The 23,318-nt window shown below is 42.6% G+C and carries 23 protein-coding genes; 8 read left to right on the top strand and 15 right to left on the bottom strand.

Features of this window, described 5'->3' with window-relative positions:
* The first annotated feature begins 24 nt into the window (after nt 1-24).
* Nucleotides 25-558 (top strand): hypothetical protein, encoded by a 534-nt coding sequence (locus GVO62_RS09770; protein WP_159118898.1) that lies wholly within the window; start codon nt 25-27, stop codon nt 556-558.
* Nucleotides 559-690: 132 nt separating this feature from the next.
* Here the strand turns inward: GVO62_RS09770 and GVO62_RS09765 are convergent, their stop codons facing one another.
* The 3 genes from GVO62_RS09765 to GVO62_RS09755 form a co-directional block, all read right to left on the bottom strand.
* Nucleotides 691-939 carry an EF-hand domain-containing protein gene (locus GVO62_RS09765; protein WP_105931294.1) on the bottom strand — a complete coding sequence of 83 codons (249 nt, stop codon included), beginning with the start codon at nt 937-939 and terminating at the stop codon, nt 691-693.
* A 53-nt stretch (nt 940-992) separates the two neighbouring features.
* Nucleotides 993-1,988 (bottom strand): oxygen-dependent tRNA uridine(34) hydroxylase TrhO, encoded by a 996-nt coding sequence (gene trhO, locus GVO62_RS09760; protein WP_159118896.1) that lies wholly within the window; start codon nt 1,986-1,988, stop codon nt 993-995.
* Between the two features lie 156 nt (nt 1,989-2,144).
* Nucleotides 2,145-2,699, bottom strand: a complete 555-nt coding sequence (locus GVO62_RS09755; RefSeq protein WP_159118894.1) for a VC2046/SO_2500 family protein — start codon at nt 2,697-2,699, stop codon at nt 2,145-2,147.
* A gap of 121 nt (nt 2,700-2,820) precedes the next feature.
* Here GVO62_RS09755 and GVO62_RS09750 point away from each other — a divergent pair, with 121 nt between their 5' ends.
* From GVO62_RS09750 to GVO62_RS09740, 3 genes are all read left to right on the top strand, one after another.
* On the top strand, nt 2,821-4,461 hold the full coding sequence (locus GVO62_RS09750) for a response regulator (protein ID WP_159118892.1): 1,641 nt from the start codon (nt 2,821-2,823) through the stop codon (nt 4,459-4,461).
* 245 nt (nt 4,462-4,706) lie between these two features.
* On the top strand, nt 4,707-5,948 hold the full coding sequence (locus tag GVO62_RS09745; protein ID WP_159118890.1) for a putative DNA modification/repair radical SAM protein: 1,242 nt from the start codon (nt 4,707-4,709) through the stop codon (nt 5,946-5,948).
* Nucleotides 5,949-5,998: 50 nt separating this feature from the next.
* On the top strand, nt 5,999-6,793 hold the full coding sequence (locus GVO62_RS09740; protein WP_159118888.1) for a TIGR03915 family putative DNA repair protein: 795 nt from the start codon (nt 5,999-6,001) through the stop codon (nt 6,791-6,793).
* A 30-nt stretch (nt 6,794-6,823) separates the two neighbouring features.
* Here the strand turns inward: GVO62_RS09740 and GVO62_RS09735 are convergent, their stop codons facing one another.
* Nucleotides 6,824-7,666, bottom strand: coding sequence for a DUF6279 family lipoprotein (locus GVO62_RS09735; protein ID WP_159118886.1), 843 nt, complete (start codon nt 7,664-7,666; stop codon nt 6,824-6,826).
* A gap of 207 nt (nt 7,667-7,873) precedes the next feature.
* On the opposite strand from GVO62_RS09735, the gene GVO62_RS09730 reads away from it, so the two are divergent.
* Nucleotides 7,874-8,878 carry an ATP-dependent 6-phosphofructokinase gene (locus GVO62_RS09730; protein WP_159118884.1) on the top strand — a complete coding sequence of 335 codons (1,005 nt, stop codon included), beginning with the start codon at nt 7,874-7,876 and terminating at the stop codon, nt 8,876-8,878.
* 121 nt (nt 8,879-8,999) lie between these two features.
* On the opposite strand, the gene GVO62_RS09725 is transcribed toward GVO62_RS09730, so the two are convergent.
* The 4 genes from GVO62_RS09725 to GVO62_RS09710 form a co-directional block, all read right to left on the bottom strand.
* A complete protein-coding gene (locus GVO62_RS09725) occupies nt 9,000-9,827 on the bottom strand; it encodes a LytR/AlgR family response regulator transcription factor (RefSeq protein ID WP_105931286.1) in 828 nt (275 codons plus the stop codon).
* Nucleotide 9,828: 1 nt separating this feature from the next.
* On the bottom strand, nt 9,829-10,902 hold the full coding sequence (locus GVO62_RS09720) for a sensor histidine kinase (protein ID WP_159118883.1): 1,074 nt from the start codon (nt 10,900-10,902) through the stop codon (nt 9,829-9,831).
* 162 nt (nt 10,903-11,064) lie between these two features.
* Nucleotides 11,065-11,526: an Mpo1 family 2-hydroxy fatty acid dioxygenase gene (locus tag GVO62_RS09715; RefSeq protein ID WP_159118881.1), complete on the bottom strand. Its 462-nt coding sequence runs from the start codon at nt 11,524-11,526 to the stop codon at nt 11,065-11,067.
* 69 nt (nt 11,527-11,595) lie between these two features.
* A complete protein-coding gene (locus GVO62_RS09710; protein ID WP_105931283.1) occupies nt 11,596-12,279 on the bottom strand; it encodes a PilZ domain-containing protein in 684 nt (227 codons plus the stop codon).
* 185 nt (nt 12,280-12,464) lie between these two features.
* Between GVO62_RS09710 and GVO62_RS09705 the strand changes: the two genes are divergently transcribed.
* Nucleotides 12,465-14,276 (top strand): M61 family metallopeptidase, encoded by a 1,812-nt coding sequence (locus tag GVO62_RS09705; protein ID WP_159118879.1) that lies wholly within the window; start codon nt 12,465-12,467, stop codon nt 14,274-14,276.
* Nucleotides 14,277-14,337: 61 nt separating this feature from the next.
* Here GVO62_RS09705 and GVO62_RS09700 read toward each other — a convergent pair whose 3' ends face one another.
* From GVO62_RS09700 to yejK, 3 genes are all read right to left on the bottom strand, one after another.
* Nucleotides 14,338-15,249, bottom strand: coding sequence for a M23 family metallopeptidase (locus GVO62_RS09700; RefSeq protein ID WP_159118877.1), 912 nt, complete (start codon nt 15,247-15,249; stop codon nt 14,338-14,340).
* Between the two features lie 60 nt (nt 15,250-15,309).
* A complete protein-coding gene (locus GVO62_RS09695; RefSeq protein ID WP_159118875.1) occupies nt 15,310-16,185 on the bottom strand; it encodes a 6-carboxytetrahydropterin synthase in 876 nt (291 codons plus the stop codon).
* 66 nt (nt 16,186-16,251) lie between these two features.
* Nucleotides 16,252-17,358: a nucleoid-associated protein YejK gene (yejK, locus tag GVO62_RS09690; RefSeq protein WP_159118872.1), complete on the bottom strand. Its 1,107-nt coding sequence runs from the start codon at nt 17,356-17,358 to the stop codon at nt 16,252-16,254.
* A gap of 159 nt (nt 17,359-17,517) precedes the next feature.
* Between yejK and GVO62_RS09685 the strand changes: the two genes are divergently transcribed.
* Entirely contained in the window at nt 17,518-17,736 is a 219-nt protein-coding gene (locus tag GVO62_RS09685; protein ID WP_159118870.1) for a DUF1414 domain-containing protein, read from the top strand.
* A gap of 8 nt (nt 17,737-17,744) precedes the next feature.
* A complete protein-coding gene (locus tag GVO62_RS09680) occupies nt 17,745-19,271 on the top strand; it encodes a DUF3413 domain-containing protein (protein WP_159118867.1) in 1,527 nt (508 codons plus the stop codon).
* 108 nt (nt 19,272-19,379) lie between these two features.
* Here the strand turns inward: GVO62_RS09680 and GVO62_RS09675 are convergent, their stop codons facing one another.
* From GVO62_RS09675 to GVO62_RS09660, 4 genes are all read right to left on the bottom strand, one after another.
* Nucleotides 19,380-19,943 (bottom strand): D-glycero-alpha-D-manno-heptose-1,7-bisphosphate 7-phosphatase, encoded by a 564-nt coding sequence (locus tag GVO62_RS09675; RefSeq protein ID WP_159118865.1) that lies wholly within the window; start codon nt 19,941-19,943, stop codon nt 19,380-19,382.
* Nucleotides 19,940-20,815 (bottom strand): putative RNA methyltransferase, encoded by an 876-nt coding sequence (locus GVO62_RS09670; RefSeq protein WP_159118863.1) that lies wholly within the window; start codon nt 20,813-20,815, stop codon nt 19,940-19,942. The genes GVO62_RS09675 and GVO62_RS09670 overlap by 4 nt, the downstream gene beginning before the upstream one ends.
* A gap of 156 nt (nt 20,816-20,971) precedes the next feature.
* Nucleotides 20,972-22,102 (bottom strand): enoyl-CoA hydratase/isomerase family protein, encoded by a 1,131-nt coding sequence (locus GVO62_RS09665; protein WP_159118861.1) that lies wholly within the window; start codon nt 22,100-22,102, stop codon nt 20,972-20,974.
* Between the two features lie 49 nt (nt 22,103-22,151).
* Nucleotides 22,152-23,306, bottom strand: coding sequence for an acyl-CoA dehydrogenase family protein (locus GVO62_RS09660; RefSeq protein WP_159118859.1), 1,155 nt, complete (start codon nt 23,304-23,306; stop codon nt 22,152-22,154).
* Nucleotides 23,307-23,318: the final 12 nt, after the last annotated feature.

Raw genomic sequence — 23,318 nt, 5'->3', positions numbered from 1 at the left:
CTTATATAAACGGATTTTGAAAACATGAAATTTCTTAAAGTTATGTCGTTATTGTTGGTTGCTATATTCCTTATTACCGCACTTTTTTATGAAAAGATAATAGCGAGCGTGCTATTACCCCAATATATAGATTGGGCGCAGGAAACAGATGAGAAAGGGATTGAAATTGGTACACCGTTAAATAACAAGGAACGGTCGTTGGCGAAAGAAATTGGCATCAAACACCCTGAAAAAGTCAGAATTGTTTATGTTGACGATGTCCCCTATCCTTACGAAAATTTTGCTCTTAAAGTATTCGGCCAGGCGGTTGGACTCGTTGGTGAAGGCATCACAAACAATGCACAAGTTTTCGGTTATTCGATTTACGCTCGTAAAGACTTCGAACTGACCAGGCCAAAATTAGCCCATGAACTAGTACATGTACTACAAGTTGAAAGGGCCAGCCTAGATAAAGTGGTTACCCAACACTTTTTTGACATGGCTGAGTATGGTTACGACAAAGCACCATTAGAAGTGGAAGCGGCAAAAGCTAATAATATATACAGTGCTGATTGGTAACATAAAAAAACGAGTACTTTTAAAAAAGCACTCGTTTTTGTTTATGTTCTGTGTACGATTTTAAGTTTCACTTGCGCATTAAAAAGAGCGTAAGGAAACCTCTGGCAAATGATGGCAACAGTAAGCCTTGGCCTAGTACTCCCACCACCCTTCTTGCCACCACTCCAAAAACTCTTCAAAGTCGATGTAACCGTCGTCATTACTATCGATAATCTTGAAGCCCTCTTGTACGTGGCTCGCTTTAGTTTTTGGCGAAATAACGGTTAGAAGCTCGATGAACTCTGGCAAGTCGATTTGGCCATTGCCATCACGATCGAAAAAGCTAAAGTCCTTCCTAATTTCTTCAATTTTAGATTCTGAAAGTTGAGTGCTCACTCGCATTCCTTAATTTCAACTGCAATAAACACGAGTGTAACGCCCTTCTTTCTGGCTGTCTATGCCTGATTTTCTTTCGCTTTAAGTGCGCGTAAACGTTGAGCTTCCGCTTTTTCTTTGCGTTTTTGTTCCATGGTTAAACGCGCTTCAGTTCCAACGTGTTCCTGTTGGCGTTCTTTCGCTAGCTGAACTTGTTTTTCACGCTCTCTAAATCGAGCAATTTGATCTTCAGTATGTGTACCATAACAATGAGGACAGCTTACGCCTGGCTCGTATTTATCGCTTTGCTTGTCTTCTTCCGTTATAGGGAGTCTACATGCGTAACACTGCTCGTAATGGCTTTTCTCTAAGTCATGATTAACGGCTACGCGGTTATCAAATACAAAACAGTCACCTTCCCACAGCGACTCTTCTTTTGGTACATCTTCAAGATACTGAAGGATGCCACCTTCTAAATGATAGACCTCTTCAAACCCCTGTTCTTTCAAATAAGCGGTAGATTTTTCACAGCGGATTCCACCAGTGCAGAACATTGCAACTTTCTTATTTTTAGACGGGTCTAGTTCTTTTGCTACGTATTCTGGAAACTCGCGAAAAGTTTCAGTTTTTGGGTCAACCGCGTTTTTGAACGTACCAATTTCAATTTCGTAACCGTTTCGTGTGTCAATAACCGTAACGTCCGGATCGCTAATTAGCGCGTTCCAATCTTTAGGTTTTACATACGTACCCACAGTTCGGCGCGGGTCGATACCCTCAACACCCATCGTAACAATTTCTTTTTTAAGCTTTACTTTAGTCCGGTAGAACGGCTGCTCGTCGTGAAGTGACTCTTTAAAAGAAATTGGGTTAATACGTTCATCACTGTTCAAATAAGCGAGTAAAGCGTCGATACCTTCACGGGTGCCCGACACAGTGCCGTTTATACCCTCGTGAGCGAGAAGAAGAGTGCCTTTGATGCCATTTGCTTCCATGGCTTCAAGTAGCGGTTGACGTATTTCTTTGAAGTTTTCAAGCGCAACAAATTTATACATTGCGCAAACAATATATTTAGACATAGTTTTTTACCTTTGCTGATTGGAGCGTAAGACCAGTGCAAAAATGCGGCGCGCAATATAACAAAACTAATGGTTAAAAACTAGGACAGATGTAATTATCTGTGCGGACTGGTACTAGTGAATGCTTTTTGAGTGTTCACGGTGCACGGTGTTGTGCTAAGCCATACTTCTAAAGGACGTTGAATTTAGGTGTTCAGGATTTGCAGAGTCAGTTTCACCGTGTTGTGAAGAGAGAATATCATAGAGTAATGTATTGTCTTCTTTAACTGAATTAGCATATTGTTTTTTCAGTCTTTTTTGCGTAGCGAGGCTGCAGTTGTGTATTACGTCATCGGGAAGACGCTTTTCATCGTTGGTTTGTGCTAAAGGTGCGGGTTTTAATGCCATGTACAATCGCGCTGTGGCATAGTCCTGTGCAACAAGCAAAGGCATAACGTGCATTGTTTTCCATTCACTTTCGCTCGCAGCGAGTGACGGCCGTCTGTAATGATTTAATGAGGCAAGTTGTGCCTTTACGCTATTTTGTTGTTCTAGGCCTGAATTTGCCGATTCAATTTGAAACGGCTCCGCAACACTGTGTTGCTGCATGGCAAGGTATAAGGAAAAAAGTGCACCTTGCGCTGATGCGCGAGCAAGCACCCCACTTCGCTCCCAGTAAATACTGGGGTCGATAGGCGTATTGTCGTTAGCAGCGGGGGTGTCTAATGGCATCCATTTTTATTACTTAATTTGCATACTTATGTTTTCGGCAAGATAATGTTTTTCTTAAGCTTATTTTCTAAAGTTAGATATACTTCTACTAGGCCTAGGTGTGCTCATTCACGGATGCGAAATGCAATTTAGCAACAAACAAGTATTGATTGTTGAAGATCAACGACCTTTCCTCCTTCTCCTCAAGGGATTAATGCACTCTATGGGCGTGTCTGACGTGGTCACTAAATCGTCAGCAGAACAAGCGGTATCACTTTGTAAAAAGCATAAATTCGATATCATCATTTGTGATCTTCATCTAGGCGCAGACAACAAAAATGGATATGAATTAATAGAGGAGCTGCGCACGGCCAGTCTCATTAGTCCAACGACCGTATTTATTTTAATTAGCGCCGATAGCGCACGACCGATAGTGTTAGGCTCAATAGAGCGTCGTCCAGATGACTTTCTTATCAAACCCTTTTCACAGGTACAGTTAAAATCTAGAATTGTACGCGCTTTTCAAAAACGCGAGTTCTTAAAAGAAGCTTATACACTGATTAATAAAGGAGAACTCAATAGCGCTATCGACCATATTGAAGCGCTCCTAGATGCGCCGTCTCATTATAAAGGTCACTGCGAGCAACTCTTGGTAGAGTTATATTGGCGAATCGATCAGCCTCAAAAAGCCCTTGATGTTTTAAATAGCTACATAGATGGAAAGCCTGTGCTCTGGGCTCAAGTCGCGATTGGTAAAACCTACCTTCAATTGAAAGATTACGAAAAAGCTATATCAGTGGCTAAGAAAACCCTCAAGCGCAACAGATTTAATGCAGATGCACACGATATTCTTGCTCAGGCCTATCAAGCTATCACATCTGGTGAAAAAGCATTAGAGGCTATCAAGGAAGCAATTAAACTTTCTCCCTATTCGCTGCCAAGGCATTTTAAAGCCTGCGAGATTGGCAGAGATAATGAGGATTTGCTACTCGCGGCAAGCTCTAGTTTAGCTATTTGGGATTTATCAAAACGTACCGTACACAAAAACAGCCTTCATTGGTGCGGCATTATCAGAAGCTATTTAGACATTGCGGAATTTGCAGAAGATAAAAAACAGCGCAACAAGTATCAACAAGAGGCCCTTCTCACACTGCAGCGGGGAAAATTTGATGATCATCTTCAAAAAATAGACCGCGACTTTGACATAAGTATCTTTGGAAAAATTGTTAACGCCAGAATAAGCGCAATAGATGGAAAGTTAATAGACGCAAAGCGACATTTAGCCTTGTCTCAAAATTTACTAGATGAAAAGTACACCGACGTTCCTACAGCTTATATCCCTGATAGTATAAATGTGATGTTTAAATTGGGTGAATTCGATGACGCGGTTCAGTTAAACGCGTTACTAGAATCACGGGGCGATCAGCTCGACCAAAATAGTGCGATTATGCTAAGAAAACAGTCTCAAGACGCGCAAAAAAGCCTAGCCAGCTATCAGCAGTTCAATCGCGAGGGTATTCAACATTACCAAGAAAAGGACTATGAGCGAGCTAAGGCATCATTTGCCCTTGCTCAAGGCTTTGCACCTGTTAATACCGGTGTTGCACTCAACCTACTTCAATGTCTTCTTCAAATAGCGTTGAAAGAGGGTAAAGCCGATGCAAACTTGATTAATGAGTGTAAGCGTTTATTTAAGTTAATAGACGACATGACGCTCAAAGCACCCTATAAAGAGAAATACGTCAATCTTCGAGACGAACTCTCACAATACATCGGTTTTTAGGCTATTCATCAATCCCTTGACTTTTATTTCACTAGGACAATCTTAAGCCCACTTATCAACCTCTATTACTAAACATTCGCTCAACGGGTTTTACTGCTTTCCCTCCAGATAAACATAACACATTTGTACTGTATATATATACATGTTATAACGCGAGTGGTTATTTCTTAAATAAAATATGTCAGCAAAATGTTTAGGTGAGATATCTCTACATCTGCTTTTGCTAAGAGGAAGTTTAATCTGCAATGCATGACAAACTGATACAAAAACTCGAAATTCTTTCAGACGCCGCTAAGTATGATGCGTCCTGTGCAAGCGGCTCAGCAGGTAAGCGTCAGGCAGGCAAAACTGATAAAACCGGTATAGGCTCGCTAACTGGTGGCTCAGGTATATGCCATAGTTTTACCCCAGATGGACGATGTGTATCACTATTGAAAATATTAATGACGAATTATTGTATCTACGACTGCCACTATTGCATCAATAGAGTATCTAGCAATGTACGACGTGCCCGTTTCTCAGTGAAGGAGACGGTAGATTTAACCCTTAATTTTTATAAACGTAACTACATCGAAGGCTTATTTCTTAGCTCCGGTATTGTTGGCTCACCAGATTTAACAATGGAAAGTATGGTGCGCATTGCTAAATCCCTGCGTCTCGATCACGGGTTCAAGGGCTACATACACCTTAAAACCATTCCAAACGCCTCGCCCGAATTACAGGCTGAGGCCGGTTTATATGCAGATAGATTAAGTATAAACGTCGAGATGCCAACCCAACCTTCATTAAATAAATATGCTCCAGAGAAAGACCTTGGCGCGATTCATGGGGCGATGAATACGCTTAAAGACAAAATAACGGAACATAATGTCGATAAAACACACTCGGGCAAACGCCCTCCTCGCTTTGCGCCTGGTGGACAGTCGACCCAAATGATCATTGGTGCGGATGATTCGAATGACAAAATCATTTTGGGAACCAGCGTTAAACTCTATAGCGAACAAAAGCTACGTCGGGTTTATTACTCTGCATTTTCCCCCATACCTGACGCCTCACAAGTTTTACCTTTGAAACCAGCGCCTTTAATACGTGAACATCGTCTCTATCAAGCTGACTGGCTTCTGCGTTTTTATGGATTTACCCTCGATGAAATTGTTCATGATGAAATGCTGGATATGGATCACGACCCCAAGCTCGCATGGGCATTGCGAAATCGCCATATATTTCCAATCGATTTAAACAAAGCCGATAAAATGCTTCTGTTACGAGTACCAGGGCTTGGTGCTCGTACAGTTCAAAAAATTCTCTCGATTCGTCGTCATACCAAATTAAATTGGATAGACCTTACTAAAATGCGGCTGCCTCTAAAAAAGTTAAAACCGTTCATCAGCGTGGGTGACTACTCACCGAACATTCACTTACTCGATAGCAATAATTTTGAACTTCTATTTAAACAGCCTAAGCAATTTGAGTTATTTGGTGGGTAAATGAAATTTATGTTAGCAGCTTCTAATTTAGTTTCGAAGGTAGTGCCAGAATGAAGACAATTACAATTACCTCGGTGCCTGGGTTTGATGAATGGCGCGAAGCATCAAGGGTGTGTCTAGCACACGGTATTCCTCCTGAGGCTATTATCTGGCAAAACGTTCAGTCGGTACAGGACGACCTGTTTGGTCATCAAGAGCAGACCCAAGCTACTAACAAACTTCAAATAAAACACACAATTCCCAAATCTGCTTTAGTGCTATTTAAGTATGCGCTATGTCATAGTGATACCAAACGCTTTGCTTTGTGTTATCGCGTTTTGTGGCGGATAATTTATGAAAATAGAAACCTTATTCAGCTAAAAACTGACGAAGATATAATGCAACTCTATATGCTTGTAAAAGCCGTCAAGCGTGACGCGTATAAAATGAGTGCGTTTCTGAGGTTCAAGGAACTTGAAGTTGAGGGTAAAGAACATTTTGTCGCGTGGTACGAGCCCGAACATTACAGTTTGGAGGTTAAGCTCGACTTCTTTCGAACTCGTTTTAAAAACATGCGCTGGTCTATCCTCACTCCCTACCGTGGCGCTCATTGGGATACCGATACGCTTCTTCTTGAGGATAATCCAGATCCAAGTGCAGTTCCTGATGATGACCGTATCGAAAAATACTGGCTTACTTATTATGCAAACATATTTAACCCAGCGCGCATTAAGACGAATGCGATGCTGAATCAAATGCCCAAAAAATATTGGAAAAATATGCCCGAAACCTCGTTGATAGACAACATGATCAAGCAGTCGGGTGCCCGTGCGTATAAAATGATTATTGATGGAAATAAGCACTGAATAGCTACGCACGAGCTTGTGTAGGCATACTTATTTTTTGAAGTTTTCCACTGTTTCAATAAGTTCATCAATATTTTTAAGTAGCGTATCTCGCTGCTTGTGGCTCATAGTTGTAAATATTTCAGAAATTAACGTAGCGGTAACGGCTTGATTGTGTTCACTACTTTGCTTATAGATGTCGCTCTTATACGTATCTGGGTTTTGCATTAGCGCAATAAGCTCCGTTTCAAAATCCTTATTAAACTTGCGTGTTACAAACAACTTTCTAGCAGCATTTTGTATGTCCCTACGATAATTTAACCATTCTTCACCAGTGGGAATAAACTGGCTAGCGTAAGTAGCAACAATTTGCTTTTGCTCGTCGCTAAGCTTTCCTATTCGCTCACTGATAGTTTCCTCTATGCGCTCAATGCGTTCTTCCAAACGCTTTTCTTCTGATTTCGCAAGCGTTTCAAGACGCTCTTCTTCTTCCTCTTTGTTGTCTTTTTCAAGTGCTGCAAAAAGAGATACGACTTGTTCGTCATCTAATGTTTTTGCAATTGATACCAACTCAGGGCTTATTTCGTCGCGAACTCGCTCCCAATGCTCCCTCGCTAGAACTAGATGCCCCTGCAAAGCGCCAGAATCTAATCTACCGTTTTTGATTTGACTTTTGATTTCGCTGAGGTGCGCTTTGTAGCGCTCAAGCTCTGATGTTTTGTGCCAGCGCAGCCAGTTTTGCAAATAATCATCAAATTTTTCTTCCTGCTCCCCCTTAAGTTCTATGTAGTCGTCCAAATACCAATAGACCCACCAGTCGAGGTTGTTGTAGGCCAATTTGGAACTACATGAAGCGAGAAAAATTACAGAAAACAAAACTAGCAGCAAGCGCATAATTCAATCCTTTTTTATTAACTACGTTCTCTACCGAAGATTCGCTTATTCGTTTTTTACATAGAAAAGCAATAACGATTTAGCAGCGTTACCTTTACGATATAAACGAGTTTTAAGTTCTTAGGCACTTGCTATAAATGTTTACTTTACGTGCCAACCCCTTAACGCTACCTTAAACATATTACCTGTAAAAAGAAGGATTTTAATGTGTCAAAACGTGTCGCAATTTTAACGTCTGGTGGTGATGCGCCAGGTATGAATGCGTGTATACGGGCAGCCATTATTGCGTGCCAAAAAGCTGAATATACGTTGTTAGGTTACCAACATGGATATAATGGCTTACTACAACAGGAACATGTCTCCCTCTCTCTCGGTTCGACCCACAATCTTATTCAACAAGGCGGTACTATTCTACACAGCGCCCGCTGTAAAGAGTTTAAAAACCGCGAAGGGCTGATAAAAGCAGCGGATAACCTAAAACAAGCTAAGATCGACACACTTATAGTCATTGGTGGTGATGGCTCGTTTCGCGGAGCATCAAAATTAAGCGAACATTGGGATGGTCAAATTATAGGTATACCCGGCACGATAGATAATGATATTGCTGGTACAGATGCAACTATTGGCTATTTTACCGCTATAGACACAGCAATGAGTTCAATCGATAAAGTCCGAGACACCGCAGATGCGTTTGAGCGAATTTTCCTAGTAGAAGTTATGGGTCGTAATGCCGGCTTTTTAGCATTAAACGCCGCTCTTTCCTCGGCCGCTGATTACGTGGTTGTACCTGAATTTTTTGAATCAGCCGAGATAGAGATTCAAAAAATGGTAACGCAGATCAAAGCACAGCGAGCGTTAAAGGGGGCCGTAAGCTTTATCGTTGTTGTGGCCGAAAACGTCTGGCCCAATGGCTTAGCAGGGTTAACCGAAGCATTACGGCAGCATGATATTAGCGATGTAAGGCCTGTCACATTAGGTCACGTTCAACGCGGAGGCTCACCAGTGGCACAAGACCGCTTACTAGCAACAACCCTAGGGGAACACGCTGTCAAGTTAGTGGGAAGTAAGGCTACTAACATCATGGTAGGTGAAGTAAATCAACGCCCCGTTACCGTACCCTTGTCGAGAACATGGGAAACAACAAAGCCCTTGAACGATGCAAGTGTAGAAGCAATGCGTACACTAATGAATGAGAGATACAGCAGTGAATAGCGAATAAGTTTATAACAAAAATGCTATGCTCATCGAGCGGAACTACTTAAAGAATAATAGAAAGCCTTGTTTAACTATAAACAAGGCTTTCTAAAACAAGGCCAAATGTTATGGTGCCGCTTTACATCTTCATTGCTGCTTTGACTTTATCGCGATGGCTACGGCTTACCTTTAACTCGGTATCGTTTTGAAGAATTAAATGATACTCACCGCTTATATGACTGACTAATTTTTTAACGAATCGGATGTTAGCAATCGCAGAGCGGTGAACGCGAACGAAAAACTGAGGGTTAAGTTCTTGTTCCAACTCTTTCATAGTCTTTCGCATAATATGCATGCCGTCTAGCGCATGAACACACATATAGTCACCCGCAGCGTCAATCCACTGTATGTCTTGAACATTAACACGCGTTACTTCAGAGCCATCTTTTATAGCGAGCACATCAGGATATGGATTGGTCTCTACTGGTTCACCATTAGCAAGTTTGCGGAGAATCTCTTCACAATCATCACCCGTTAATTCAGCAACCAAACTTACAAGCTTTTGCGACTGCTCATCTTGATGCTGCGTAGAAAAATACTCACGCACTTTGTCTAATGCAGCGCCTAAACGTTCGTCGTCTGCAGGCTTTAATAGGTAGTCAAGCGCATGAACATCAAACGCTTTAATAGCATAGCTATCATAGGCAGTTACGAACACGATCATTGGAATAGGTTGTTTTAATTCCCGAAGTTTATGAATAACTTGAAAACCATTTAAACCAGGCATCTGTATATCCAAAAACACCAAGTCAGGGCGATGTTGAGAAATACTGCTCACCGCCTCAAGGCCGTTTTGACATTCGGCAACCACCTGTACATCATCATGGCGTTCTAACCTAGCACGAAGCCCTTTTCGAGCTAAAGGTTCGTCGTCCACTACAATGGTTTTAATCACTTGCTTTGTCATGTTATACGTCCTTAACTTCATACGGAATGCGTATTCTTACGCGCACACCAGAAGGCTGATTGTGTTCTATTGAGAATGCAAAATTACGGTGATAAAGGGATTGCAAACGTTCTTTTATATTGGCTAAGCCCACGCCGTTCTCTCGACTTAGCGTACCGTCTTTAATGTCCGCTCCAGGCCCATTATCGGCCACGTCCATCAATAGGTCATTTCCAAAAGTACGTGCAGTTATTGAAATACGACCGCCGTTTTCCATTTTAGATATGGCGTGCTTTATCGAATTTTCAATAATTGGCTGCAAAATCATACTTGGCACGAGAGCACTCTCACAGCCTTCATCAATGTCCCAAAGTACTTCTAAACGGTCATCGAAACGCACTTTTTCTATTTCTAAGTACAGGCGCAATGCCTTAATTTCCTGCCCTAGTGGAACTCGCTTTATCGGGTCGTTATCTAAAGAGTAACGCAAAAAGTTGCTAAGGCGCGATACCATAGCTTCCGCCGTATCATTTTCCTTTAGCAGGATGAGTGTTGATATAGCGTTGAGCGTATTAAATAAAAAGTGCGGATTAAGTTGGTAGCGTAGCATTTTTATATGCGCTTGGTGCGCCATAGTGCTTGCTTTAAGCGCATTTTGTTTTTCTTTTTGGAGCATCTGGAAGTTTTTGATGCCGAAATACACGCCACTCCAACAGCCTACCATTATCAAAGAGTTGATGGTGTTGGTGAAATACATATACCATTCATCAGGGCGATATCCATGTTTATAGATTTCCCAGTAGTTTATGTTTTTTACCACAGCCCATAGCAGCGCAATTAAATAACAAGAAACGATCACAATAGTGATCATGTTGAGGGGCGACTGCTTTCTTGCCCAACGGTAGATATATCGAAGAGGGATGGTTAACAACCAACCTGCATAGGCGTTTAGCATAATAATGAAGACCCATATAGGCCTTACATCATGGAGAAATGAACCAATGTAATAAATTATCGCAAACCCTGCCCAGCCCGCGCTGTGCAACGTCCAAAATAATCGTTCATTACTTTCTATTACACGCTGAAAGCGACTCACATTATTACCAGTTTAAAAACTTATAATAAGATTATACGCAAGCATTGCTATCACCCAAGCAGCTTGGTCGTGCCACTTATGCTTCTGGTCGCAGGGCAAAATCTTGAAATTAGACATTTTTTGGCGAAATAAAGGGCTTTATCAGGTTAAACCCGCTTGGCTTTAGTAGCTAATATTCATTCTTTTTAGCCAGTGAACCCACCACCAAGCTGGGCCGACTAAAAGAAACCGTAAATCATCAAAAAAAGACGGCTTCTTACCTTCAATACGATGACCTATAAATTGAAGTGCCCACATAACCACAAACAACACAAGTGAAAACGACCACACAGTGATATTGAAATGTTCAAGGGTGTTAATTGCACCAAAACATAAAATAGTAAGTAGGGTCATTGCGGCCCCAATGGGCCCGGAAAGAAGGAAGTAGTAGTACAGTACAGGCAAGGCGATGATATGGGCCCAAGTTACATCAAACTGCGCGATAAAGTTGGGAACAGGTATACTCCAGAACAGCCCAATTGTGACAAAATAAATGCTCGGAACCGCTATCGCGTGAATAATGACATTCGTTTTATTTTGATGGCTTTCGCCGTATTGCATTAGTAAACGCTCAATGCTTCTCATGTAGACCCCCCTAGCCTGCTTATATAACCATTATTAAAAGCGCACTCGTTATCACGTTTTACACCACTATTAAGCTAAAAGTGTGTGCCGCGACAACAGCGTCTTTATCAGTTTCTCATCACAAGTAAAGGCGAGCCCGTAGTAAACCACATCGTTCTCTATCTTATGGTTTTTTACTTTAGCTGTAAGAGCTACTTCTTTACCGTCTAACAAATAATTTATTTTAACTTCAGATTCATCGATCATTATTGGCCAATTCGGTTTCACCTGTAACGCGACTTTCGACCCTTTTTCGCTCAAATCGATTATGATCCCCGTCACATTTTCATCGCTTGGATACACGTCTGCTTCTAGCGTAACTGACACACCAAGCTGTGCACGTTTAACCGACCTAAGTCCAATACTTTCAATACGTTTTGGAAAGGTTGTAACAAGTAATCCTGAAGGTTTTGAGAGTAACTTTAGCACTTTTACTTTAAATGCAATAACCTGACCGGTATCGCCTTCAAGTACAGAGCGAACGACCACATCGTTGCCTACGGTGAGCGCATCTCTTACCGTTATCCACTTAGCAGACGTGGGAATATGAAAGAGCAAGCACTCGTCAATGAGCATACCTATATAGTCAGTTTTTACGCGCTTTGGCGCAGCCGGCATAGAAATCTGTAAATCTACTGTATCGCCGGGCACTAACGTTCGTAAAGAATCTAAGTTTTCTTCACTCAATACACTGCTTTGTATTTTTTCAGCCATTTGTATTTGTTATTGCTGGAATTAATAGGAATAAGTTCAATGTACGCATCAAACAAAAACTAATCAACACTGTGATGTGAAAGACCCTTAATAATTGTTAAAGAATGTTAGTTATGAATCTGTTGGGCTAAGCGCCTTAGATTGGTATAGTAATTAACTCGAGTTATTGACCCTATTGGACGTTTATGCCTTCTGCTCTTCATTACACGTTAACTATCGAAAATTGGCGTGCCCATCAATTTACCGTTACATTAGATATCCCCGAACACAGTAAAAACATGCTTGAGCTTTCATTGCCAAGCTGGATACCAGGCAGCTACATGGTGCGGGATTTCGCCAAGAGCATTATAGATATCAATGTTACCACTGGTGCAAATAGTAAAAATGAACATCTAACCATGCTCCCCATCGTCAAGCTTGATAAGCAAACATGGCGTGTAGAAACCCAGGGAAAACCATGCACCATTAGGTATTCTGTTTATGCAAATGATTTGTCAATCAGATCGGCATTTATGAACGATCAGTATGCGTTTATCAATGGTACCAGTGCGTTTCTTAACGTGTCTGAATTTGAAAATGCACGCTGTGAACTCGATATTAAACTTAATGAGAATGATCCAGAGATCACTGATTGGAAAGCCTATACATCCATGCCCACACGGGCGGATAGTGCATCTTCTTCTAAATGGCACTTCGTTGCACAAAGTTATGACGAGTTTATTGACCATCCTATTTATGTAGGTATTGCCGATACTCACTGCTTTGATGTGGATGGTGTTTCATTCACCTTACTATTTTCTGGCAATAACAACATCGACTATGAGCGTATCGCTAAAGATTTAACGCCTATTTGCAAACATCACCTTGATTTGTTTGGTGCCCCTCGGACTATCGACAATTATTTGTTTATGACGCTGCTTGCCGACAATGGTTTTGGAGGTCTTGAACATAAGTACTCTACTGCTCTACTGTACCCACGTTTTGACTTGCCACTGGTTGGCGAAAGTGGCAAAAAAACAGATAGCTATATTACATTCTTAAGCCTCTGTAGCCATGAGTTTTTCCATACATGGCATGTAAAGCGAATTAAACCCAGTGTCATGGTCAAGCCGGACTTGTCGCAGGAAACCTATACCAACCAACTGTGGATATATGAAGGCTTTACGAGTTTTTACGACGATGTAACCCTTGCTAGAACTGGCGTTATCGAACCACAGAAGTACCTCGATATTGTGGCGCAAAACGTGAGTCGGCTTTTACAAAATGCCGGGCGCTTAAAACAAACCACTGCAGAGAGTAGTTTTGACGCATGGACAAAGTTTTATAAGCAAGATGCTAGCGCTACTAATAATATTGTTAGCTATTACACCAAAGGCGGTATTATTGCTCTCGGACTGGATTTATTGCTTCGTAGAGAGTCTGACAACAAGGTCAGCTTAGATATGCTCATGCAGTTGCTCTGGCAAAACTATGGAATAGAGGAAAAAGGCACGCCTGACAACGTTATACAAGATTTATGTAAAACGCATTTTGATATTGATGTATCAGCATATTTAGACCAAGTAGTTTATGGCACAGATGACGTAGAACTAGCCTCACTCGTTAGTGAGATGGGGGTTGATTTTCATATTCGCCCTCGCGTGTCGAGTGACGACAAAGGTGGTTTAACGTCACAGCCTGCAATTGTCAATCAGCTTGGCGCCACGCTCAAACCAGCAAGCTTTGGTTTGACGGTTGTACAGGTTTTTGAAGGGCTCGCCGCCATGGATGCTGGAATTCTGCTAAACGATGTGATTATTGCACTTGATGGACACGTCGTGAATGCGCAAAAGTTTCAACGTCTTTTAGATAATGCACAGGCGTCAACGGTAGAGATAACCCTTATCCGTGATGGCAGACTCCTTACCTTGCCCCTTAATGTAGTTAAAGCCCGCACAGACATGGCGTTCTTTACCATTACCGATCAGCAGAAGCTCAGCAAATGGTTAGCTCGGTAAATTAAAAGAAAAGGCACCACAAGGTGCCTTCTTAACGTGTATCTAGCTGATTGGAGCGCGCTTAATCTTTTTCTGGTGAGCCAGATATAACCGTTTGCGGGTCTAATCTCATTTTCCCAAGGTTAATTCGCCAATCTAGATGGGGACCGGTAGAGCGGCCCGTTGTTCCAATAGTGCCAATTTGTTCACCCTGCTTTACTGTATCTCCCACTTCTACCGTGATGGTATCCATATGTAAAAAGGTTGAGAACACACGCATCCCATGATCAATAATCAGCGTGTTTCCTGAGTAGTAGAGGTCGTCAGCCATTGTTACAACGCCATCTACCGGGGCATACACATGTGTACCTGTTTCATTTGCTATATCAAGCCCGTAATGAGGCCATTTAGGCACGCCGTTTAAAATACGCTGACTACCATACACGCCAGAAATACGTCCGTTGGCTGGCCACTTAAAGCCTGTAAACAACGCGTCTAAATCAGAATTGCCGCTACGAGCATTCGCCACATTGATATTATCTTGCTTAATACGTGCCGTGACTTCAGCAGGTGGCGTAACCATTTTTTGTTCTAACCCATCAATACGCTGAATATTGTATTCCCGCTTTTCTAGCGTAATGTGGCGCTCCCATTTCTCACCGTTGGTTAATTCTACAGTGAGGCGTTGTTCTAGCGGGGCTTCTCTTTCAAACCCAACAACAAACTTGCCATCCTTGTTGGTGGGCACGCTCTGCCCGTTTAAGAAAACACGCGCGCCGTTTGGCGCTTGTCCGCGCAACAATGCGCCCTGTGTAAACTTCCCGTTGAGAGTGACATCTATGTTTGGTTGTTGCAAAGGTTTAGCCGTGGTGCCGCTAGTGTTAGTTCCTTCTGAAGCAAAACTCACTTGCGGCGATACAATTAGCGCAATTGAGCAGAGTGAAGCACGAGTAAGTAGTCTAAAACTCGCGTTTCTCGTTCGTGTAATTTCCATAGCCAATTCCTTACCCACTTGAGTCGCTATCTTGTCGTGCCGCTGTTTGAAGGGGTCTGCTTACCCTTTAACGGTAGCACCCTTACCTACGCCTTCATAAGCAATCACCTGACAAACGCCATCCGGTGTCCGTTTCTTTTGTTCTTCAAGTAAATACTGTGCCAAACACTCAACCGTAGAGTCAGTTTCAATGATTTCGCAATCTGATTTAGGAATTAGCAATTCGAAATAACCCTGCGAAGACTCATAAGCGAAGCAGTGATAATCTTCTTGATTTTCTACTTCACCCTTTAATTTTCTGTCGCTGTAGGCAATCTGGTCTTCACGGGTGGCTATGTAGATATCTTCCCAGCGTTCAGCCCAGTATTGTTGGCTGTCGACACACACTTTACCGTCTAAGATAATATCAATACGAGAACGATGGCCATGAGCGATGCGCTGACAATTACCGTCATGCTTTTTTAGCCCGTGTGTGTAGTGATAATAAGGTGAGGTAATAACCTCTTCCCGAAGATTAAGCGTAATATTTTCAACGTTTTCCGGCAAATGCGTAGCCAAAACCTCTTTTAGATAAACACCCACTGAATCCATATTAATTTCATCAGAATACACAAACGCATACGCTTCAGCAGGACAATGAAGCATGATGCTACGGCCATCTTTGCAGGTAAAACGGGTTTCAACTTGTTCTGAGTCATCCTCATGGATCACTTCTGAGCCTTCATACTCAGCCGGTACGAGCAACTTATGGTCAACATATTCGTCAATCAATCGCTTTAAGTTCTTTTTAACATGACCGAAGTCTTGAACCATGCTCTCTTCGTTAAGTTCACCGTCCAAAATCACATCGACAATCCAGCTTTCACCAACCATGCCACGCTTTGGGCAAAGGTACGAGAAGTCCATCACTGTCAAATCATTTACAAATAATTGCATAACACCCTTGAATCGAGTTTATTTTCTAAAAACTAGTATACGTTTTTTATCGCGGTTTCGCAGCGACTAGTCCATTGAAGATTGGCGATTAAGCTGATCTTTTAAATTTGGTGGAATTCCACGTATCGTCAGCGTATCGGTTGCTGGGTCATAGAAAACCCTATCCCCCATTAGTTTGCGCTCAAAACTCAAGGAAATGCCTCCGCCTTGCCCTGTGAACTTAGCAAGCTGTTTCAGCGCTGCTGGATCGGGCTGAATTTCTTTTTCAAGCGGGACTTCCATTGATTGAGTAAATGCAGAAAAATTACTGCTAGTCTCTTCGTTTTGTGGAAGTCGGTTAGCCAACTCGTCGACCGACAGGCTTTCACCCGCATCAATTTTTTCTTTGAAGTACGATTTTACTTCTTCTCTATGCTGATGCTGCTCTTGCGGGTCTAACGATTCACTGGCTAAGTATGCATCCACAGAAGAAATAAGCTGTTTATTTTGCTGCTTAACGTCTACCAGTTCTTCGCAACCAACAAACTGCATAAAGAAGTCTGATACTTTACGGCCCATTCTACCTTTAATAAAACTAACGTACCGCTGTTGCTCTGGCTGTACATCCCATTGAGTTAGATCGAATCGAACGGCAAGTTGCATTTTCGCCAAATCTAAATGCTCGCGAGCAGATAAATCAAGAGAGTTCGTCACTTCAACATGTGACCGGGTATTTAACAACGCAATCATGAGGTACTGCGTAGCCAAATATTCGTACTGACAGAAAATTAAAAAACCCGTCTCTACCGTTCCAGTTTCAGCTAGCGTGCGTACTAAACGGTTTGTTGCTGACACCGAAAACGCGTGAAAAGCATCCTCTACATTGTCGCCCGCTGCTTTTTGAATATCCATATACGCTCTTAGACCTTCCGCAAACTCAGCGACATTCTCGGTGCTTTTCTGCGTCTCGGCTTCCCCCTCTTCGTTCTCAACTTTGGCTTCGCGAGTTACTTCACTAACGAAGTGGCCTACCCCCTTTCCTGGTTTGGCGTTAAAGCTGTGATTGATTTGATGGGCAAGAAGCTCAATTTCGGGCGTAACTGCAAGGCAGTTTTCTCGGGGAATAGCTTCAATTTTCTCTTCTTTGTTTACAATCAAACGATGTACAACAAAGTGATGAATCAGTGCACTCATAGAGTATCAGGTGTCCTGTTGCTTAAAAAGTGTCAGAATTATTCAAAGAATTGCGGGATTTAAGAATGAATGATTGTACTCACTCAAACAACGATTATAATCATTTTACGTGTAAAACCATTCTTTTTATCAAAGAAATCTTAAAAAAGAGGCGTAGCAATGCCCCAACAAAGCCGCTATAACAACGACGAATTCGAAGCGCTAATGAATAACGTCATTCTAACGCTTGAAGAAGCTGGTGCAAACCGCGATCTTTCTCTTATGGTGTTAGGAAATGTAATTACGCATATTTTGAACACGCAGGTAGCTCCTGAAAATCGTGAAAAAATGGCAACGCAGTTTGCCGATGTTCTTAAGAAAAGCGTAAAAAACAGCTAAGGGACAGCATGATACTTGCCGAATCACCTCGTCGCCAGCGCGTTACTAAACTGGTAAATTGGGGGCACTGGTTTGCCTTGGCGAATATTATTATCGCCATTGTTATAGCCTCAATTTTCGTGTTCTCTTCCCCTATGCCTGGAACAGGTATCGGCACTGTATATCTTCTTGCCAATTGGTTTGGTCATATCGGATTTATGACCTTCTTCGGCTTTGTTATTTTTATTCTTCCGCTATGCTATTTGGTCAATAACCAAAGGGTGATAAAGCTAAGTGCCTCTATTATCGCTGCAGTAGGCCTTGCGCTTCTGGCATTCGATGCACTCCTCTTTAACCGCACTGGCTTTCATATAAGCTTTCACGCCGCCGATTTACTGCGAAGTGAAGCACAATCGACAATGGCAATCGAGAGCTGGCAGCAATGGTCATTTCTACTTCTTTTGTTTGTGGTATGGCTTGGGTTTCAACTGGTTCTAGCTAATGCAATCTGGAAGCGTGTTGAGCGCTTTACTCGCTATAAAGTAGGGATACCCGTCACTACATTTTTCGTCAGTTGCTTTGTTACAAGCCACGCCATTCATGTTTGGGCCGATGCTAGGCTTTATCAGCCAATTATTAAACAAGACAACATGTTTCCGTTGTCTTACCCAGCGACGGCTAAAACGACGATGTCGCGCTATGGTCTTCTAGATTTAGCTGCATATGAAGAGCGAAAGCAGCTACAGTTCAATCCAGATATCCATAACATTACTTATCCTGCAGAACCTGTTTATTGCTCTATAGAGACAAATAGAAACTTAACAGTAGTCGTGCAGACGGACAACGAGCAAACCGTCAATATTGGCGAAATTGCTTCAACTAGCCTGTCTCAAGTGGCCAATTACTACTCAACAGCAAGCACTATTGAAGGTTTAATGGTATCCACCCTATTTGGTGTGCCTGAGATCTATCAAGACGCATTGTCTCAAAAGCGTCCCGTTCTGCTAGCACTTCCCTTGGGTTCAGGTATGCCAGTTTCTATTCATAGTGATGATTCGCTGCCATTACCGCAACTTTCAGGCTACCAACAGCCGATAACGAATAGTCACCAAGGGCTTCACATCGCTTTTATGCAAAGCGCAGATACAGCTAGTTATGTGAAGAGCACGCTTGCACGCAATCACGATATTATTGTGGCAACGGGGTTTGGAAGTGAAGATGGAAAGGGAGTGCTTTACAGCACCCTTAAGTTAGACGCAAAGTTAGCGAGTACCGAAGATTTAGCGCCAACGATATTAAATGCCCTGGGGTGTAACGCGCCAACCACCTATTATTCAACAGGCCAAAATCTATTATCCCCTAATAGGGCTTGGTTGGTGAGCACTTCAGGTGAACGAATTGTTGTATTCCACGACAATAAACGCACTGATGTATTAAGTAATGGAAGTTACGAAATTAGCGACATGGCAACGGGAAAACGTAGCAAAGACCCGTTAAACGTCGACTTATTAAGTCAGGCAATAAAGCACCTGTCGCGCTTTTCAACGCAAAATTAATGATTAACGCTGCTGTGCAGTAATTCTTTTACTCACAGCAGTTTACATCCTATCTCACTGAAAATTCTTAATTTTCAGCCTAAGCGCCGGTTACGCATAACCATTCATTCACGTAATCAGCTCTTTTAGACTCTCAATTCTTGTTACCGAGTGGTCGTTCGAAAGCTGTGCTCTCTGCTCGCATGAAGCATTGTCTTTGCTTAGGAAAAAACTTTGCTTGAGCCCTGCCGCATCAGCAGCCTGTATATCCCGCCAGCTATCGCCAACCAACACGCTATTAGCTAGGTCTATTTTTAAATCTTGTGCAGCCGATAAAAGCATTCCCGGTGCTGGCTTTCTGCATGCGCACTTTGTTGCGTACTTAGGAATGTTTCCATCAAGATGGTGTGGACAAAAATAAAAAGGTAGTGAATGGATACCATGAGTTGAAAAGTCGTCTTGAACCCGCTCCATAAGTACCTCAAAGTCAGTTTCAGTATAATATCCACGAGCAATACCGCTTTGATTTGTTACGACAACAGGAAGAAACCCTTTAGATTGGAAGAAAAGTACCGCGTCAAAAATTCCCTCTATAAAATCAAAATCCTCATATTTTCCAACATAACCATGGTCTACGTTGATAACTCCGTCCCTATCTAGAAAAAGCGCAGGTTGCTTGTATTGGTTATTCATTTAGCATCTTCGCTGTTGTGTTTTTGCCAAAGTTGAATGTGAAAATCAGCGGAAACCGACGTGAGCGTTTTCACAATCTCATTAATTTTTCCTTCTGGCAATTTCCAATAAAATGGCGTCATTTTTATCAACGCAAGCGCCTGCTCATGGCTTTTAAATTCAATAGAAAACGTGAATATCTCGTTGTGTAATCTCGTGAACCCTGCCCTTGGCGCTTCTTCAAGCTTGTGTTGTTTCGGATCGTCATAAACCCTTGTTTTTAGCTCAAACAAATGCTTTGGAGCAGGGTCCACAGTAAGCAGAAGGCCTTGGGCTCTTAGTACTCTTAGATACTCCTCGTTGCTCCCCGGTGCGAAAACCTGAATGATCACATCTTGACTGGCATCAACAAGCGGTAAGTCAAAGCTACTTGCTACCACAAACTGTGTGCTCTTAAATGCTTTGGCAGCAAGTTCAACCGCAATCTTAGCTATATCACTACCCGCGCCATTAACTGAAAAACCTTTAGCCAGTAATCCGTCGATAACTGCATCTAAGTAACTGCCTTCACCGCAGCCAGCATCGTAGATATTAATGAAACCTGATTTACGTTCTCCATCCAAAGGTACAGAATGAGTATCTTTCTTGCCCAGGGTATCCCCTAGTAGTGAAATTATTCTCTCTTTTAGCGGTAGGTAAGCGTTTAGTTGGTGAAATTCTCTTCGCGCTCTCACCATGTCCTTATCGTCGCCTGGCACTTTTGATTTTTTAAACTGAACAGGCAACAAATTTACGTAACCAGACTTTGCTTTATCGAAGCTATGGCGATTGGGGCAGATAATCTGTTTAGTACCAAGAGAAATCGGGGATTTACAAAGTGGGCAGTGCCACATGGCAAGATCTTACTTGTAGGAAATTTGCCGCTTAGGATACCAAATCCAGTACCTTGACGGCAATACAGTGTTCCATTGCTCCGTCAGAACCTTGTATTTCAAAAGGTGCTCTAGTCAGCACGATAGAGCTAAAGCACCTTTTAAGACTTATAAAGCTTAAAGTGACGCCAGCGGATGGTTCTCTTTTGTCCAAGGCGAAGTGAAATGATGTTCAATCTCGCCCGGGGGAACATCTTCGACGTGCTTATATTTCCACTTGGGCGCCATGTCTTTGTCAATCAAGAGCGCCCTAACACCTTCTTGAAATTCACCACTCTCACCGCAACGACAAGACATGTCAGCTTCCATTCTAAAGCAATCAGCTAGCGTCATATTCCCACCTCTCTCGCACTGCTCAAAAACCAGGTGCATGGTAATGGGAGAACCTTTCGCTAATGTCGCTTGAGCTTTTGATAGCCACTTGTTGTCTTGCATGTCACAAGACAAAATCGCATTTACAACCTCAGTAACGTTGTCGCCTTTACATAATTCATTAATCAACGCCATATTGGGTTCGATATTGCTTTGCGGGATATTTTCTGGCCCTGGAAGGTCACTCAGGACATGGGTTACCGCCTCGTTTAAATTATCTAAATCAGTGACGTTCCAAGAATAATTTGCAAGTTGCTCGAGCAAATTATCTTTTTCAGCGCTACTGACCATGATATCAGCTAATCCAACGTAGCAAGCGTCAGCCCCATTCATCTGCCCACCCGTTAACCCTAGAAACAAACCTGATTTCCCTGGTAGCCGAGGAAGAAAGTAACTTCCTCCAACGTCAGGGTAAAGTCCGATGGTAATTTCAGGCATGGCCAGGCGAGATGTTTCGGTGACAACTCGATGGCTAGCACCGCAGAGAAGACCCATGCCACCGCCCATCACAATGCCACTTCCCCATACAATAATGGGCTTACTATAGTTATGAATGGTGTAGTCTAACGTGTATTCAGTTTCGAAAAACGTTTCTAGGAATGCCGGAATTTGTCCTTGCGCTTCAACCATTGATTTGTACATGGAAACGATGTCACCACCAGCACAAAAAGCCTTTTCGCCAGCCGAGTCGATAACTACCGCAACAATATCACTTCTAGTATGCCACCTTTGTAATGCTTTTAGCATAAGGTCTGCCATTTCGAGATCTAACGCATTTAATGCTTTTGGCTTATTCAACGTCAACCGGCCTATTTTAAAGCCATCTGTTTTCGTACTAATCTCATCAACGATCACAACTGATTCGGCATCTGTCATTGCAACTCCTATCGGGAAATCCGTTTATAAACATGAATAAAAAAGGGTTTTACAGTACGCTTCGTTCGTCCGACAGTAAACGCCTACCGATGATCACCCGCATTATTTCGTTAGTTCCTTCCAATATCTGGTGAACTCGGACATCTCTGAAATGACGCTCTAGAGGATATTCTTTTATGTAGCCATATCCGCCATGCAGCTGCAATGCGTCGTTACATACGTTAAAACCGACATCTGTTGCAAAACGCTTCGCCATTGCACAATACGTTGTTTTATCAGCGTCATCGTTATCCAGTTTACATGCAGCCATCCGCACCATTTGTCTTGCGGCAACAAGTTCTGTTGCCATGTCAGCCAGCTTGAATTGTAGCGCTTGAAAACCAGCAATGGGCTTTCCAAACTGTTCACGCTCATTCATGTAGTCTCTTGCTACATTTAACGCTTGCTGTGCAGTGCCAACTGAACATGTTGCGATGTTAATACGGCCACCGTCCAAGCCTTGCATTGCCATTTTAAAACCCTGGCCTTCGTCGCCTAATAGCCAACTTGGATGAAGCTTCACATTATCAAACGTTATCATACGGGTTGGTTGCGCGTTCCAGCCCATTTTCTCTTCTGCTTTGCCATACTCAATGCCTGCTGCATCAGCAGGAACAGCAAATGCAGAAACCCCTTTCGGACCTTCTTCTCCAGTACGAGCCATAACAACCAATACGTCTGTGCTACCCGCGCCAGAGATAAAAACTTTTGAACCGTTTAAAACGTACTCACCGCCTTCCTTAACGGCTTTAGTTTTAAGTGACGCCGCGTCAGACCCAGCACCAGGCTCTGTAAGGCAATACGACGCGAGTTTTTCACCAGAAACCAGCTTTTCACACCATGTGCTCTTAACTTCTTCGGTTCCCCAGGTTGCAATCATCCACGTCGCCATGTTGTGAATAGTTAGCATAGCGGTGGTTGTCGTGCACCCCATCGCAAGCTGCTCGAAGATAATTGAAGAATCAAGACGCGAAAGCCCTAGACCCCCAGCGCTTTCTGGCGCGTACAAACCACAGAATCCTAATTCGCCTGATTTCTTTATTGCCTCAACAGGAAAATAATGTTCTCTGTCCCACATCGCTGCATTGGGCGCCAACTCTTGTTGTGCGAATTGACGGGCGGTTTCTTCAAAGGCCAATTGGTCGTCTGTTAAATCAAAATTCATGAGTCATACCTT

This window comes from Alteromonas sp. KUL150, assembly GCF_009811475.1.
Lineage (GTDB): Bacteria > Pseudomonadota > Gammaproteobacteria > Enterobacterales > Alteromonadaceae > Alteromonas > Alteromonas gracilis.
The sequence above is the reverse complement of the archived record's forward strand: the minus strand, read 5'-3'. Positions and strand labels throughout refer to the sequence as shown.